The sequence below is a fragment of the Phycisphaerales bacterium AB-hyl4 genome (assembly GCA_041821185.1).
In the GTDB taxonomy this organism is placed as follows: domain Bacteria; phylum Planctomycetota; class Phycisphaerae; order Phycisphaerales; family Phycisphaeraceae; genus Natronomicrosphaera; species Natronomicrosphaera hydrolytica.
This window is the reverse complement of sequence record JBGUBD010000011.1, coordinates 51,215-65,574: the sequence shown is the minus strand read 5'-3', so window position 1 is coordinate 65,574 and position 14,360 is coordinate 51,215. Positions and strand designations below refer to the sequence as shown.

Genomic DNA, 14,360 nt, shown 5'->3' with positions numbered 1-14,360 from the left:
TTCGGATCCCTACTAAGATGCGATCCCGATAATCTGCAGGCCGGTTCACCCCACACGAAATCCTGAATCAGCAGGCTAAAATAATTGAGGTCAGGTCAGACTGCTGTTACCCGTTCACTATTCCTCGCCAGGATCTGTGAGGGGTATCTGTCGGATCCGAGGCTCATGTTGAAAAACCTCGACCACTTCATAGCCGACATTTGAATAGATTCCAGTTTCAGGATCCTTCGCTTGGACAATCTTGAGATTCACGTCTAAAAAGTCGCCAGGCGCGATCGTGATCTTGTGGGCAAAGAACCGGTCGTAGAACTCAGGATCTGAGATGGGGGCTGATATTTTCACACCCCTCCACATGAACTCCCACTTCCTCCGGCCTCGGTCAAGGATTGCCTTTACGATCTGGAGCATACAGCGTTCTGTTATGGGGCGTGTGTCAGGGACTATGTCGCCATCTAGCGAAATCTTTTCGATCGCCTCTCTGCGTAGCAGCACACTAGGAGGAGGAGAGTCGATGTCAGCGACAAATCCAATCCCACGAATCCCTTCGTCAGCCCGCAGGGTTTCAAATGTTCGAGCTACCGCCCCACGAAACTGAGGATTCCTCTCAGCCTGCTGTGTGGATTCATAAACGACCCTCGGAACGATAACCCTATCATCCCCCTGTTCTATCACAACCTCATCGGTGTTGACCGTCACCTTGACCCCGTCGTTTACCGAAAAAACCTGCTGGTATATAAAGCTAGAGATAACACCCAAAACAATAGCCTTGAAGTTCTGCCGAGAAAAGAGGTTCCCAACTTTGCTGTGTAAGGTGCTAATCTTGGCTCGAAAGCTGCCAGGGCCAATCGCCTCAACAACCACCTCAACGTCATAGCCGGGGTTCAGGTCAAGGTTGGCTGCCTTAGCGGCATCGGCAATAGAAACCAAAACTGAGGCAAGTGTGTAGGCGTTGATCCGCCTGTTCTCGGTATCGAAATGGATCACGAGCGAATCATCAGCACTGGAAACTTTAGCAATCGACATGTCAATGTAACCCCTTACTCATCCGCCCCGGCGGCCGCCACCTCAACCTCCTCGACCGCCACTTCACTCAACGGTTCCACCCGCGTGTACTGCCCGTCGAAGTAAGCCCTCGCCCCGTGGTAGAGCAGCGTATTTGCGCCGACCAGTTCAAGCGTGTCGCCACGATGGATGAAGCTCAGCCAGGTTTCGGCGTCATCCTCTGGCTTCTCGGGTATGTGGAGATCCTTGTCGCTGAAGCGGGCGAGTGTGCGGTTGCGTTCGGCTTGACCTGCGATGTAACCCACGTGTTCTGTCGGCCCCCGGACCACGTCCAGGTCGAAGAGGATCGTGTCGCCCCGATCGACCACCCGCAGCGTGCCGCCGTTGCTGTCGGTCCAGAGCCCGTGCCAGGTGCCCCACGTATCCGAGGCGGTCGTGTCGGGCGACGGCCCCGAGGCCTCGCCCGGCTGAGCAGTGATGATGGCAACCTGACCCGCCAGCAGCGCGGCGGCTGCGACGATGATGATGGAGTAGAGCTTGGGCATGCGTGTCAGTGTACCAGTCGAAGGTGGGAGGGCACACCCATCAGGCGGACCATCCGGCTGGCGTCTTCGGTCATCCATTGAACTCACCCAAATCTGGAATCTGCGTAAACGAGATCCGCGTCGGGGCCGTCGCCTGAGCACCCCACATACCGCCCAGGAACAGCTGTGCTGGCCGTACTTCTGGTCCAGTCGGTCCATGGCGTCGGTGAGCACGTCGAGGTGTGCCTGATTGTCGTACAGCGGCAGCGTGGCCGAGCCTTCGGGCACCAAGTGCGTGAGCACGACGGCGACCTTCAGCGGCATGCCCATGGGCCGGGCCGACCACAGCGGCCCTGCGTCAACGTGTCGCGGCACAGCCCCAGTCCCGCACCGCGACCAACGCGACCGGCAGTCCCGCACCGATTCCAGTCGATGTGGCTGGCATCCCGCTGCACGCGACGCTGGGTATCGGCAACGCGGAAGCCGCACTGACGCCGGCTGCATGACCCTGACCCTGGCTTCTCCTCTTTGCTCGCCGCCCGGCGAAAGCCGGGTGGCGGGTTTCCGGATCGAACGTGCACCAGTTGAGTTTCAATCATGTTCTGGGGTACGTCCGGTGCAACCGTCACGGAGAACCAGGAAGACGCACGAGCGAGCTTCGACATCGGCGGCCTCAGCAACCCCCAGCACGACCCGATCACGGCCGAGGTAGACCGGAAGGCTGAGGAACTCATCGTCGAGTTCCGCGAGCATGCATGAAAACGTGCCGGAATGGTGCGATTGTTGTTCATGCGAAGCCAAACCTCGCTGGCAGGCACTGGCGGAGAAACTTGAGCGCGAATGGCCGGCCGACGATGGCGAGGACCGGCGACGCCCGGGCGATCCGACGGGCATCGCGGCTTGCTGTGCATCATGCGGACGAGGGGCGATGCAGCAAGACTGGTACGGACGCCCCACGCACGACCTTATCTGACACACTACCGAGGAAGGCACGCACGAGACCACTTTGCCCGCGAGTTGCCATGCTGATCATGCTTATCCGCTGCAGTTGAGCATGTTCGAGAATCACCTTTGCCGGATACCAGTCGGTCGCCACCCTCGTTTTCACGCTCAGCGTCTGTTGCTCCAGTTGCGTTGCAATGGTGCGGAGGTAGGACTTACCGTGTTCCACCAGTTCAGCGTCAATCTGCTCGGACAACTCGAACCATGAATCAGCATGGTCGGATGACGCCGGTTCCACTACACGCAGCAAGGTACAGTCGGAATGCATCAGTTTTCCCATTGTTACCGCAGGCGCAAGGATCTGTTCAGCAAATCCAGATCCGTCCAATGGGATCAGCATTTTGTTCATGTTCGGCTCGTTCCCCAGGTCGGGAGCATCCTCTTCCGGGCGCACGACCAACAAGGGGATGGTGGTAAGTCGAATCATTTCGTCTGCAGCACTGCCGAGCCATAGCCGACTCAACGGTCCTCGCCCATGGGTGGTCAGTACAATCAGGTCGGTATTCGCCGCTCTCGCTCGATCAAGTACACGTTCGGCCACCTGACCTTCCAGTAGTGAGGACTGGACCTTGATTGAGGAGATTGAGGCTACCCGCTTAACGACATCATCAAGGTACGCTTCGGCTCGTTGTCGTGCCTGGGCATTTAATTCGGTCAGTTCTGGCGCTTGAATATCTCCAGGCGCTAACGGTTCATAAACGTGTACCAGTTCAAGCTGAGCGTTGGCTCGGCGTGCAAGGGTTGTTGCCCAAGGCAGTGCATGTTCACCGAAGGTTGATCCGTCGAGGGGAACTATAAGAGATTGAAACATTCGTTCTGCCTACCTTCCTGCTGGAACTTCATCGTCGCCCACGAGAAAAGCTCTTCCTGCTTTCAGATGTTCGTGTGATCCAAGCAGCAACACCCGGTCGCCCGCTTGCAGATCCTCATCCGGACTGGGATTTACGATGCTTTCGTCCTCGCGCTCGATGCCGACGATGCTCGCCCCGGTGACGCTGCGCAATTGCAATTCGCGGATGAGCCGACCCACGGCTGGGGATTGCTCGGGAAGCGTGACCGTATCGATCGTGGCTTGGCGCAGCAACGTCGGTATCGGCGTCGTGTCCTCTGACTCGGGTTCGGGCATTGCTCCAAGTGTATCTCTCAGAGAACCTTGAGCGCGAGAGTAGATGCGGACGAAGGACCGCCATTGCCAGATTGCCACCGCAATCCCCAGACCCGCGAGCACCAACAGTACCGGCCACGAGGGTAAAATAGCAGAGCCGATCAGCAGGATGAACAGGGTCAACACAACGGCTCCGCCGCCGAGGACGGTACTGATCACGACAGACCGCAACATTGCAGTCTGTTCGCGCGGACGCGTCCCCGTGATTGCTGCTTCTGACATGAGCATCCCGGCGGCTCGAAGTTTGCGAAGCGTCGCCACAAGCAACGGCAGCGCAAGCAGGAGTGCCATAAGAAACAGCACCGCATCCATCTCTGCCCAGGCAGGCAAAAACTCCAAGTACGGCGTCAGCCTGGCAGACAACGCAGAAATCGAAATGAAAATCGCCGCAACCAGCACCATATTCAAGCCCATCTGCAGGAACCACCGTCGAAGCAGTACCCGCACCTGATTGCCTTGCCGCCTCGACTCCGACAAAGACACTACCCAGCCCGTATAAAAGTGGAGGTAGTCGTAGACCTTTCGTGGAGCCAGTCGTTCCAGTCCACCGGCAATGGCATCCGAATGTTTGATGAGAAAAGGCGTCGTCAACGTGGTGATTGCCGACACCGAGACGGCGATGGGATATAGAAAATCACTGGTGACACCAAGGTCTCGACCCAGCACGGCAATAATGAAGGCGAACTCCCCAATTTGTGCCAGTCCCAAGCCAACCCGTAGCGACGTGCGCGTGTCATTCCCTGCGATGAATGCGCCCAAGGCACCCGTTAGCGTTTTGCCGGTGATCAGCACGACCGTAATGAACAGAATGGGTACCCAGTAGGCAAGGACCAGGGAGGGATCGACCAGCAGTCCGATCGAAACAAAGAATACGGCACTGAACATGTCTCGAACCGGCGCAGTGATCGCCCGAATCTTGCCGCCTTGCTGCGTCTCGGCGATGACCGCACCGAGCAGGAAAGCCCCCAAAGCCGTTGAGAACCCCAGTTGCAATGCGAGCATTGCCATGCCAAAGCCCATGCCCAGCACAACGACGAGCAGAATCTCGTCGTTTTTGAAGTTTGCGACGAACCGGAGCAGCCTTGGCACGACGAGCAACCCGACGACCAGTACAGCAGTGAAGAACAAGCCAAGGCGACCGCCTGTTACAAACAATTCGACAGGGGAAAGCTGACCAGACAACGCGATGCCCGAAAGCAGGGCAATGGCGATGATCGCTGCCATGTCGTCGATGACCAGGATGCCGAAGATGAACCTGGCAAACTTCGCCTGCGCCAGCCCCAAATCGTTGAGCGCTTTGACAATGATGACAGTCGAGGAACTGAGCAGGATCGCTCCAAGGAAGATGCTGTCAAGCTGTTCCCAGCCGAACAGCCGCCCAACCTGGTAGCCGATCCAGATCATCAGAAGGATTTCGAGCACCGCCGCGACCGAGGCGGTCGGCCCGATCTTCATCAGTCCGCGAAACGACAGTTGCAGACCAAGACTGAACATCAGCATCACGATGCCCAGTTGTGATAGCGTCTGAATACTGTCCGGGTCATTGACCAGGGGAAAAGGCGGCGTGTGCGGTCCGATGATGAACCCGGCGAGGATGTAGCCCAACACGATAGGCTGCTTCAAATAATGAAACAGCACAGTCACCAGCCCTGCGATGAGCAAGACGATACTGAGGTCTTGAAGAAACGAAGCGCCTTCCATGGCGGCAGTGTAGCCCGTTGGCATCCTTTTGCTGGAGGTGCCGCCCACGCCATCTGGCACCGCTGCATCCTATCTCCTGCGGGGAGGGGGCATGGTCACCGTGCCACTTCCAAAAATGGGCTTGCGGGAATACTCGTGGGGATTATCACAAATGATCGTGTGAGCGGTTACCCGAGAGAGGGTTCGGCCTGATGACGTTGATCGCAAAGACGTTTTGGCCGCTTCGTCCTGCCGCCAATCTGCGTAAGCGGGTAACCCTTCACTGGGGCATCCTGCTCGTGCCACACCGACGGACCCGGCCACCGTCCTGGTGTAGCGCCTGGCGTGGCAACTGGCCGGCTACTCACCCACCTCCGCGATGCCCGCCTCCACCTCAGCGACATCCGGCTCGCTCAACGGCCCAACCTGCGTGTAGTGCCCGTCGAAGAAAGCCCGTGCTCCGTGATACGGCTGGGTGTGTACGCCGGCCAGTTCGAGCGTGTCGCCGCGATGGATGAACGTCAGCCAGGTCGCGGCGTCATCATCTGGCTTCTCGGGTATGAAGCGATCCTTGTCGCTGAAGCGGGCGAGTGTGCGATTGCGTTCGGCTTGACCTGCGATGTAACCCACGTGTGCTGTCGGCCCCCGCATCACGTCGAGGTCGAAGAGGATCGTGTCGCCGCGATCGACCACCCGCAGCGTGCCGCCGTTGCCGTCAGTCCAAAGCCCGTGCCAGGTTCCCCATGTGTCGGATGTGGTCGTATCGGGCGACGGCCCAGAGGCCTCGCCCGGGGCTCCGGTGATGGCAACCTGGGCAGCCAGCAGCACGGCGGCCGCGACAATGATGACGGGGTAGATCTTTCGCATGGGTGCCAGTGTACCAGCCGCTCAGAAGGTGAGGAGACACCCGGGATCGCCGGCCATTTCCATGACCCCAATTGGGGTACTTGCCATGTAATTTTGAAGAAAATAGGGGTCAGCCGAAAGTCGACGTAAGTGGCGTGTGTTGAACCGATTGCAGTGCCATGAAGATGCGGGTTTTACCCCTTGGAAGGCTGACACTCTACCAATTGAGTTACGCCCGCAGGAAATTAAGCTTAAAGTTTTTCAAGGGTTTATGGGGCTGGTTTCGTGACCCCAATTGCCCTCCCTGCGTTGACCCCAATTCCTGCTGCAAGGTACTGTGACAGCGGGGGCCAAGCAGAGACCCGAATGATAGCAGCCACCGACAGTTCAGGAAAGGGGCAGAGCTTGGTGTGTGCGTTGTGCGTGGTGCTGACTCTGACGCCGATGCTCATGGCTCGGCTGTTGACCAAAGCGCATGAAGGAGTGGAAGGGACGACAGCCGGCTAGGGGCGACGTGCGTATGGGCGAATGAAAGAGGCAGATGGATCACGGAGCTGCGGAGGCGGCTGAGGTGGCGGTCACTGTTATTGCTTGGAGAGGGGGGTGGGTGGAACAGGCGTTTGGGTACGGGTAGCGGAGTCAGCCGTTTGTTGGCGAATCAGATCCCGTCGCCAGCGAGCCAGGCGCGTCGGGGCGATGCCGAGATGCCAGCCGAGGATCATGCACTGGTGTGTCCATGTGGTGCGCCAGATGCCGACGTGCAGGCAGCGGCGGGCGGAGGTGACGACGGCACTGCCGGCCAGTCGAATGGTTCCTTGTTTTCGTAGGCGACGGACCAGTTCATAATCTTCCATCACCGGCAGGTTGCGGTAGCCTTGCATTCGCATGAATGTTTCGCGGGACAGGAACATCGCCTGATCACCGTAGGGCAATTGCCGCCACCGCGAGCGGTAGTTGGCGGCGGTTTCGATGAGCCGAAGCGACGGCGAAACATGATCGAAAGCGAGCGGGAAGGCACCCGCGACCGTGCCCGGTGACGAGAGGACCTGCTTGATCTGGCGTTCATAGCCAAACGGCAGACGGGTGTCGGCATGCAGGAACAGCAGAATGTGGCCACGTGCTTCGGCGGCTCCTGCGTTCATCTGTCGGGCACGGCCGGGCGGTGCGGTGATGACGCGTGCACCGCATGTTGCCGCAATGGTCGGCGTGTCATCCGTGCTGCCGCCGTCGATCACGATCACCTCGACGCGCCGTGATGGCTGGGCCGAGGCGATGGACGCAGGCAGGTCGGCTGCCTCATTGATCGCGGGGATGATGATCGAGACTTGAGGCGGTTCGCCATGTTGCTGCGAAAGCATCTGCTCGATGTTCGGCAGCAGTACAAGGTCGTCGGGTTCGTCGATATCGTGTTTCTCGGGGAGCATCGCAACGAAGAGACCGAGTTGACTAGCGATCGCCTGAGTCTGCGCCCGCACGCGATCGGTGCCCCAGTCGATATCGGCGAACAGCGCTGCGTTCGGCTTGCCCAAGCCAAGCAGGTAATAACCGCCGTCACTGGCGGGGCCGATGACCGCGTCGTGGTCTTTGATCGCCGCGAAGGCTTGGTCGATCGTGTCATCGTCAAGTTGCGGGCAGTCGCAGCCGATGACGACGACAGGGCAGCCCCGTTCGTGGTGTGCGGCAGCGATCGCATGATGCAGGCGGTCGCCGAGCGTGCCGTCGCATTGCGGGCGATAGTGCAGATCGTGGCCGAACTGTTGAGCCATGCGCTGGCGATCGCCGCCGGCGAAGCAGACCTGCACCGATCGGCCGGGGCGACATGCCCAGCGTCGAGCAGCGTCGAGCGTGCGATGGGTCATCTGCAACTGCAAGCGAGCGGCACGCTCGGGGCCGAGCGCGGGGATCAGCCGCGTCTTGGTCTTGCCAGGCTCGGGGTAGCGTGTGAACACGAGCAGCGTTTCGCGCTGGGCGACCTGCGTACGTCGGCGGCATGCCTCACGGCCGATGGTGGTGAGTATCTTCGTGCCCGCACCGATGATGCCGTGGATCGTGCCGGAGACTTTGGAGGTGCCGATGCGTCTGCGGTAACTCACCGGCACTTCGCGTATGCGGTAGCCCATGCGCAGGGCGCGTGCCTGCATCTGCACGGTCCAGCCGTAGTCGAGGTCGCTCATGTCCAGCGCTTGCAGGGCGTCGAAGCGGATGGCGCGGAACTGGCCAAGATCGGTGCAGGGTGTGTGCCAGAGACGGCGGATCAGCAGGCTTGTCAGGGCGTTGCCGAAGCGCTGCGGCAGCGAGAGCGACTCGGGCCGGGCATTGCTGAGCACGCGTGAGCCGATGACGAGGTCAGCTTCATCGGCCGCGATCGGCTCGACGAGCGTGTTCATCTCGCTCGGGTCATTGCTGCAGTCGGCGTTGAGAAACACTACCACGTCCGGCATACTCACCCCTGGAAGCGCTGCCGGGGACGCTCTCGGAAGTGCCGCCAACCCGCGCAGGCAGGCCGCGCCATAACCGCGACGCGGTTCGCGCACCACCGTCGCACCGTGTTCGCGAGCCACGTCGGCGGTGTCGTCGATCGAGCCGTTGTCCACGACGATGATCTGACTTACCCAATCGGGGATCGCGTCCAGGACGTGACCGATCGCCTCGGCCTCGTTCAGCGCGGGCATGATGACTGCCACGTCGAATAGCGTGAGCCGGTCGTGCAGGTTTTTGCCCTCGGTTCGGCTCATATCACTTCACCCGATAACGCTTGAGAAACTTTTGATCGAGACGGTTTTTCCATCGCATGCACCATCGGCCATGGGCGTAAAACGAGCCCCATCTCGCCAGTGCAGTATCGTCGCCGAGGTTAAGGATCGACAGCCAGCGTCGCTGCGGACGGTAGGGCTGCAGCGGGCTATCTTCGAAACTGGCGATCAGGTTGTGCAGCAGGATCGGAGCTTGTCGCACACCGAACACACCCAGCGGGGGCAGCGGACGGGGCTCAAAGTCGATGCAATCGCCGACACCGAACACATGCGGGTCGGCAGGTGATTGCAGCGATGGCCCGACTTGGAGTCCGCCGCGTTCGCCCAGCGGCAGGCCGAGCGATGCCAGCCACGTGGGGGGCTTTAGTCCCGTAGCAAGCACGGTCAGATCGCTTGGCCAACGGCGGCCGGCGTCATCGCGCACGCAGTCAGGTTGTATGGCAGCAATCCGCGTTCGCAGTTCAAACAATGCACCGTAGCGGGTCAGTACGCATGTCATGCGCCGCGATGCGCCGGCAGGGGCGTCGGGCATCAATCGCGCCGCCGAGCTAAACACATGCAATTGAAGTGTGGTCGAGAGGCGGCGGGCCAGTCCGAGCAGATTGGCTGCGATCTCACACCCGGTTGCGCCACCGCCGACGACCGTTACGCGCAATGGGCGATCACCTGTCAGTCGATGTTCCAGATGGCTGCGCAGCCGCGAAAGGTTTTCGATTGGCTTGACCGTCCATGCATGTTCCGTGCCCACGATTCCGTGGGTCGCCACCTCGCTGCCGACGTTGAATGAGAGTCTGTCGAACGGGACCTGTTTTTCGTCATCCAGCATGACGTGCCGCCGTTGCAGATCGATCGACGTCACGCGGCCGCGGATGAATTGGCCGGTCGGCTCGACCAGCGGTTGCGGGTCGAGCGTGTCTTCGTCGGCCGTGTACTGTCCGCCGAGCATGCCTGTCGCCAGACCGGAGTACCAGAACGCGCCGGGATCAATGAGCGTCAAACGAATGCCACGTTGTGCCAGGGCCGACGCCTGCTCCGCCAGGTGCAGGTGTGCATGGCCCGCGCCGACAGCCACGAGTTGCCTGGTGGGCCTGCTCATGCTCGCACCTCGGTGCTCAACGTTCGAAGCCCCAGGAGATGTCCCCATGCAGAGCCGTCCCCCTTGTTCATAGGGGCCGTAAACAGCCCCACTACCACGTTATCGCCGCCACGATAGCAGCGTTTGGAGCAGGCCATTCACGCGCGGCGTCAATCGTGTGCGGTTGTACGCGTCGGCCGCCTTCTTGATCACCTCCGCCTGCGTCGGATAGCAGTGGATCGTCTTCGCGATCGCGCCCAGGCCCAGCCCGGCGGTCATCGCAAGCGTCAGCTCGCTGATCATCTCGCCGGCATGTCGGGCGACCAGCATCGCACCGAGGATACGGTCGCTGCCTCTTTTCAGATGCACCTTGAGCAGGCCATCGGTTTCACCATCAAGGATGGCGCGGTCGACGTCGCTCATCTCAATCGTGATGGTGTGCACGTCGATGCCCTGTGCCTTCGCTTCGTGCTCGTACAGACCGACGTGGGCGATCTCCGGGTCGGTGTAGGTGCACCAGGGGATGGTCAAGGCACTCGCCTTCGCCCGGCCGAAGAACAGGGCATTCTGAATCACGATGCGGGCCATCGCATCAGCGGCGTGGGTGAACTTGAACTTCGAGCACACGTCGCCAGCGGCGTAGATGTGCTTGTTGGTGGTCTGAAGGTAGTCGTTCACCTCCACGCCTTGTCGCTTGTCGAACTTCACGCCCGCCGCTTCGAGGCCCAGCCCATCGACGTTCGGCTGCCGACCGATGCCCAGCAGAATCTCGTCCACGCGCACGTCATGCTCTTTGCCATCGCAGTTGAGCGTGAGCACCTTGTCCTTGCCATCGCGACGCACCTGCACCGCCTTGCCGCCGCAGATGATTTCGATGCCGTCGGCCCGCAACTGCTTTTCGACAAGCTTTGCCGCATCGGCGTCTTCGCGTGTGAGAATCTGTTTTTCCGCCTCGACGAGCGTGACCCTGCTGCCGAGCCGGGCGAACGCCTGCGCGAGTTCGCAGCCGATGGGTCCGGCGCCGATCACCGCCAGGCGTTTGGGCAACTCGGTCAGTGAAAACACCGTCTCGTTGGTCAGGTAGCCCACGTCGGCGAGGCCTTCGATGGGCAACTCGGCGGCGCGTGCGCCGGTGGCGATCACGGCCCGGGCGAAGGTCAGCGTCTGCTCACCCACACGCACATGGTTGCCATCCTGGAACTCGGCATCGCCAAGATAAACGTCGATGCCCAAGTCGCGGAATCGCTCAGCCGAGTCGGTCGGCGCAATGCCCGCCCGCAGCTTGCGCATGCGCAGCATCACCGCCGCGAAGTCGGCCGTGGGTTCACCGTCTACCTTCACGCCGAACCGATGCGCGTTGCGTGTGTCATGCACCGCACGGGCACAGCGAATCAATGCCTTGCTCGGCACGCAGCCGACGTTCAGACAGTCACCGCCGAGCATGCCACGTTCGATCAACGCTACTTTCGCGCCCATGCCCGCAGCGCCCGCCGCCGTGACCAGGCCAGCCGTGCCCGCGCCGATGACCACAAGGTTGTATCGGCCGCGCCTTCCGGAGGGTGGTGTGGGGTTCACCCAGTCGGTCGGCTGCACATGCGATCGCAGTGCCCGGTTGTGCTCATCCAACGGGCGCAACGGCAGGCTCACGCTCGCGTCGCCGCCGCCTTCGGCGGGCTGCCGTGTCCTGCCCGCCTTCACTGCGGCGGTGTCGTTAACGGCAGGTTCCCCTGATCTTTCAGCGCCGAGTGGTAATGCAGGTATTCGATCCGCGGCGCTGTCTATCTCTACAATCTCCCGCGCCCCGCCTTGCTGCTGGGCAATCGCTCGCCGCGCGATTCTGGTGATGTACACCGTCATCACGACCGTCGCTGCGAGCCCCACCGCCAGCAATAGCCATTGCCCCATGCCACGCTCCGCCCCCGCTCCCGCCGCTGCCTCCAGCCCGGCGCGCCCGGCGTAGCCGAGGTAGACATACAAAAACGTACCCGGCAGCATGGCCAGCCAACTCGCCACCACCGCCGGCCAGAAACGGATCGCCGTCAAGCCATACAGATAGTTCTGCAAGTTGAACGGCACCGCCGGCGACAGTCGCAGCAGCGCCACAATCTTCCACCCGCCTTCGCCCACCGCCCGGTCCACCGCCGCGAACTTGGGATAGCTTTGCACCTTCTTCGCCACCGCGTCGCGAGCCAGATAGCGGGCGATCAGGAATGCCGCCGCCACACCAAGCGTTGAGCCGATCGAGACGCTGACCGTGCCCCACAGCAAACCGAACAGCGCCCCGGCCGTGACGGTGAGTATCCAGCCCGGCAGCATGAACACGGTGAAGACGATGTACAGCGCGATGAACGCGATCGGCCCCCATATGCCCGCGCCTTCGATCCATGGCGAGATCACCTGGACGCCCTGTTCCACCGGCAGCAGCCGGGCCAGCAGCAGCAGGCAGAGCACGATCACTAAGAACGAGCCGAGCTTCAACCAGTTGGTCACGCGCGGCGAGCGCAGCGTTGCGAGCAGGCCTGTGCCGCGATGGTGGGCCACGGCGTTGCGAGATCCGTCATGATCGAGATTAGATGCATGTTCAACCATGCTTTGGGTCTTTGCTGCCAGGCGATGTACTTCAATCAATTGCTCATTCGGCCGGCCGCCTCGATCAGCGCCTCCGGGCTCAGGCGCTCGCGGTAGTCCGCATCCCAGTGTGCGAAGCGAATCATGCCGTCGCGATCGACCAGGTAGATCGCTGGCACGGGCAGCAGGTGATGCGACTGGCCGGACGCGTCCTCCAGATCGATGCCGAAGCCGTGGTATTGTTCGACCGTCTCATCCGCGACGCGGAACGCCACACCGAACGCCTTTGCCAATGCCATGTCGCTGTCGGACAGCAAGCGGTAGCCATGCCCGGCTTCGTTCGGGTTCTCGCGCAGCACGGCCGGCCGATCGGGGCTGATTGCAAGCACCGCAATGCCCATCTCCTCGATTGCCTGTTCCGCTTCCATAAGGTGGCCGAGCTGAACATTGCAGTACGGACACCAGCCGCCGCGATAGAAGATCAACATCGTCGGCTGCTGGCGATACTGCTCCGCCAGATCCACCAGATCATCGTCCGCCGTTCGCAGCACAGCAACGGGGGCCGGTTGGCCTTCGGTCAACGGCTGCACATCCTCCGCCCGCTCAGGTACGGGCGGCGAATCATTCACCGCAACACGCTCCGCGCCGTTCTCGCAGGCCGCCATTGTCATCAACGCCATAATTACCAGTGCCATCGTCATTCTGTGTGTCACACCTATAAGTCCTTTGTGTTTGTTGTGAGTCTGAGGATTCACGCCAGCGCCCCGCCACACGACGAGCCACAGCCGGCCGTGCAGGCGAAGCAGTGCTCGCCGGTGGCGATGCGCCGCTGCATGAAACGCGTCGGCTCGAAGTCCCGCACATGTCGCAGCGTCCCCGTCATCGGCAGGCCCAACGCGTAGTTGAAGTCGCAATCGAACATCGTGCCATCATGTCCCACGTGCAACTGGTGTCGGCACATCAGCCCCTCCAGCGTCTGCGGATTGAACGCATCACGGAGCAGTTGCTGGTACGCCTCGGCCTTGCCGTCGCGAGCCAGGTCGTGCAGGAACCGGCCGATGGCGATGTTGGTGATCGCGTAGAGATTGTTGAAGCGAATGTCGAACTGATCGAACAGCGCCACGCGGTACGCCTTTTCAAGCTTCTTCTGTTCCGGCGGGAGGGTCGGGCCAAGCGGGTTGTAGACCAGGTCGAGCACCTTGTCCGAGTTGCTGCCATAACCGATACGGTTCAACCGCTGAATCACTTCGATACTGTCGCGGTAGACATGCCTGCCCCTTTGCTTGTCCACGTTGTTAGGCAGATAGCAGGGCAACGACGCGACCAGATGCACACCGCGATCTGCGTAGAACTGCGGCAGGTCTTTGTAGCCGTCGACGAGCATGATCGTCAGATTCGTACGCACCATGACGGCCAGCTTCTGTTTGATCGCCGCGTCGACGAAGTCGCAAAACCGCGGGTGCATCTCCGGCGCACCGCCGGTGATGTCCAGCGTCTGCGCTCCGGCCATGCGCGCCGCTGCCAGCACGTCCAGCATCGTCTGCCAGCTCATCTGCTCCGTGCGCTTGGGGGAACTCTCCACGTGACAGTGATGACAGGCGAGGTTGCACTTCAGGCCAACGTTCACCTGCACCGTTTCGATCGATCGCCCCGTCAGCGGCTCGCCCGCGGCCTGGTCGACGTATTGGTCGAAGCCGGTTTGGCCTTGGATTGTCAATGGAATATTTGCCATGGGAATATTTGCT

General features: G+C 61.0%; 11 protein-coding genes and 1 pseudogene. 1 reads left to right on the top strand and 11 read right to left on the bottom strand.

The window, feature by feature from the left end; all coding sequences use genetic code 11:
- Positions 1-117: 117 nt before the first annotated feature.
- Entirely contained in the window at positions 118-1,023 is a 906-nt protein-coding gene (locus ACERK3_15645) for a hypothetical protein (protein ID MFA9479720.1), read from the bottom strand.
- A gap of 14 nt (positions 1,024-1,037) precedes the next feature.
- Entirely contained in the window at positions 1,038-1,547 is a 510-nt protein-coding gene (locus ACERK3_15640) for a hypothetical protein (GenBank protein ID MFA9479719.1), read from the bottom strand.
- Between the two features lie 576 nt (positions 1,548-2,123).
- Here ACERK3_15640 and ACERK3_15635 point away from each other — a divergent pair.
- The gene (locus ACERK3_15635) at positions 2,124-2,285 is read left to right on the top strand and encodes a hypothetical protein (protein ID MFA9479718.1); all 162 of its coding nucleotides are present in this window, start codon (positions 2,124-2,126) and stop codon (positions 2,283-2,285) included.
- 151 nt (positions 2,286-2,436) lie between these two features.
- Here ACERK3_15635 and ACERK3_15630 read toward each other — a convergent pair whose 3' ends face one another.
- From ACERK3_15630 to arsS, 9 genes and pseudogenes are all read right to left on the bottom strand, one after another.
- Entirely contained in the window at positions 2,437-3,339 is a 903-nt protein-coding gene (locus tag ACERK3_15630) for a universal stress protein (GenBank protein ID MFA9479717.1), read from the bottom strand.
- A 9-nt stretch (positions 3,340-3,348) separates the two neighbouring features.
- On the bottom strand, positions 3,349-5,454 hold the full coding sequence (locus ACERK3_15625) for a cation:proton antiporter (protein ID MFA9479716.1): 2,106 nt from the start codon (positions 5,452-5,454) through the stop codon (positions 3,349-3,351).
- Positions 5,455-5,733: 279 nt separating this feature from the next.
- Positions 5,734-6,240, bottom strand: a complete 507-nt coding sequence (locus ACERK3_15620) for a hypothetical protein (protein ID MFA9479715.1) — start codon at positions 6,238-6,240, stop codon at positions 5,734-5,736.
- A 563-nt stretch (positions 6,241-6,803) separates the two neighbouring features.
- Positions 6,804-8,954, bottom strand: a complete 2,151-nt coding sequence (locus ACERK3_15615) for a TIGR04283 family arsenosugar biosynthesis glycosyltransferase (protein MFA9479714.1) — start codon at positions 8,952-8,954, stop codon at positions 6,804-6,806.
- Between the two features lies 1 nt (position 8,955).
- The gene (locus ACERK3_15610) at positions 8,956-10,068 is read right to left on the bottom strand and encodes an FAD-dependent oxidoreductase (protein ID MFA9479713.1); all 1,113 of its coding nucleotides are present in this window, start codon (positions 10,066-10,068) and stop codon (positions 8,956-8,958) included.
- A 99-nt stretch (positions 10,069-10,167) separates the two neighbouring features.
- A complete protein-coding gene (locus ACERK3_15605; GenBank protein ID MFA9479712.1) occupies positions 10,168-11,688 on the bottom strand; it encodes a mercuric reductase in 1,521 nt (506 codons plus the stop codon).
- A gap of 327 nt (positions 11,689-12,015) precedes the next feature.
- Positions 12,016-12,363 (bottom strand): annotated as a pseudogene (locus ACERK3_15600) (TVP38/TMEM64 family protein).
- A 308-nt stretch (positions 12,364-12,671) separates the two neighbouring features.
- Positions 12,672-13,310 carry a peroxiredoxin-like family protein gene (locus tag ACERK3_15595; GenBank protein ID MFA9479711.1) on the bottom strand — a complete coding sequence of 213 codons (639 nt, stop codon included), beginning with the start codon at positions 13,308-13,310 and terminating at the stop codon, positions 12,672-12,674.
- Between the two features lie 56 nt (positions 13,311-13,366).
- Positions 13,367-14,347, bottom strand: coding sequence for an arsenosugar biosynthesis radical SAM (seleno)protein ArsS (gene arsS, locus ACERK3_15590; protein ID MFA9479710.1), 981 nt, complete (start codon positions 14,345-14,347; stop codon positions 13,367-13,369).
- Positions 14,348-14,360: the final 13 nt, after the last annotated feature.

Bases quoted from the DNA above. Each gene is read 5' to 3' on its own strand.
- ACERK3_15645 (MFA9479720.1), bottom strand. From the start codon at position 1,023: ATGTCGATTGCTAAAGTTTCCAGTGCTGATGATTCGCTCGTGATCCAT.
- ACERK3_15640 (MFA9479719.1), bottom strand. From the start codon at position 1,547: ATGCCCAAGCTCTACTCCATCATCATCGTCGCAGCCGCCGCGCTGCTG.
- ACERK3_15635 (MFA9479718.1), top strand. From the start codon at position 2,124: ATGTTCTGGGGTACGTCCGGTGCAACCGTCACGGAGAACCAGGAAGAC.
- ACERK3_15630 (MFA9479717.1), bottom strand. From the start codon at position 3,339: ATGTTTCAATCTCTTATAGTTCCCCTCGACGGATCAACCTTCGGTGAA.
- ACERK3_15620 (MFA9479715.1), bottom strand. From the start codon at position 6,240: ATGCGAAAGATCTACCCCGTCATCATTGTCGCGGCCGCCGTGCTGCTG.
- ACERK3_15615 (MFA9479714.1), bottom strand. From the start codon at position 8,954: ATGAGCCGAACCGAGGGCAAAAACCTGCACGACCGGCTCACGCTATTC.
- ACERK3_15610 (MFA9479713.1), bottom strand. From the start codon at position 10,068: ATGAGCAGGCCCACCAGGCAACTCGTGGCTGTCGGCGCGGGCCATGCA.
- ACERK3_15595 (MFA9479711.1), bottom strand. From the start codon at position 13,310: ATGGCACTGGTAATTATGGCGTTGATGACAATGGCGGCCTGCGAGAAC.
- arsS (MFA9479710.1), bottom strand. From the start codon at position 14,347: ATGGCAAATATTCCATTGACAATCCAAGGCCAAACCGGCTTCGACCAA.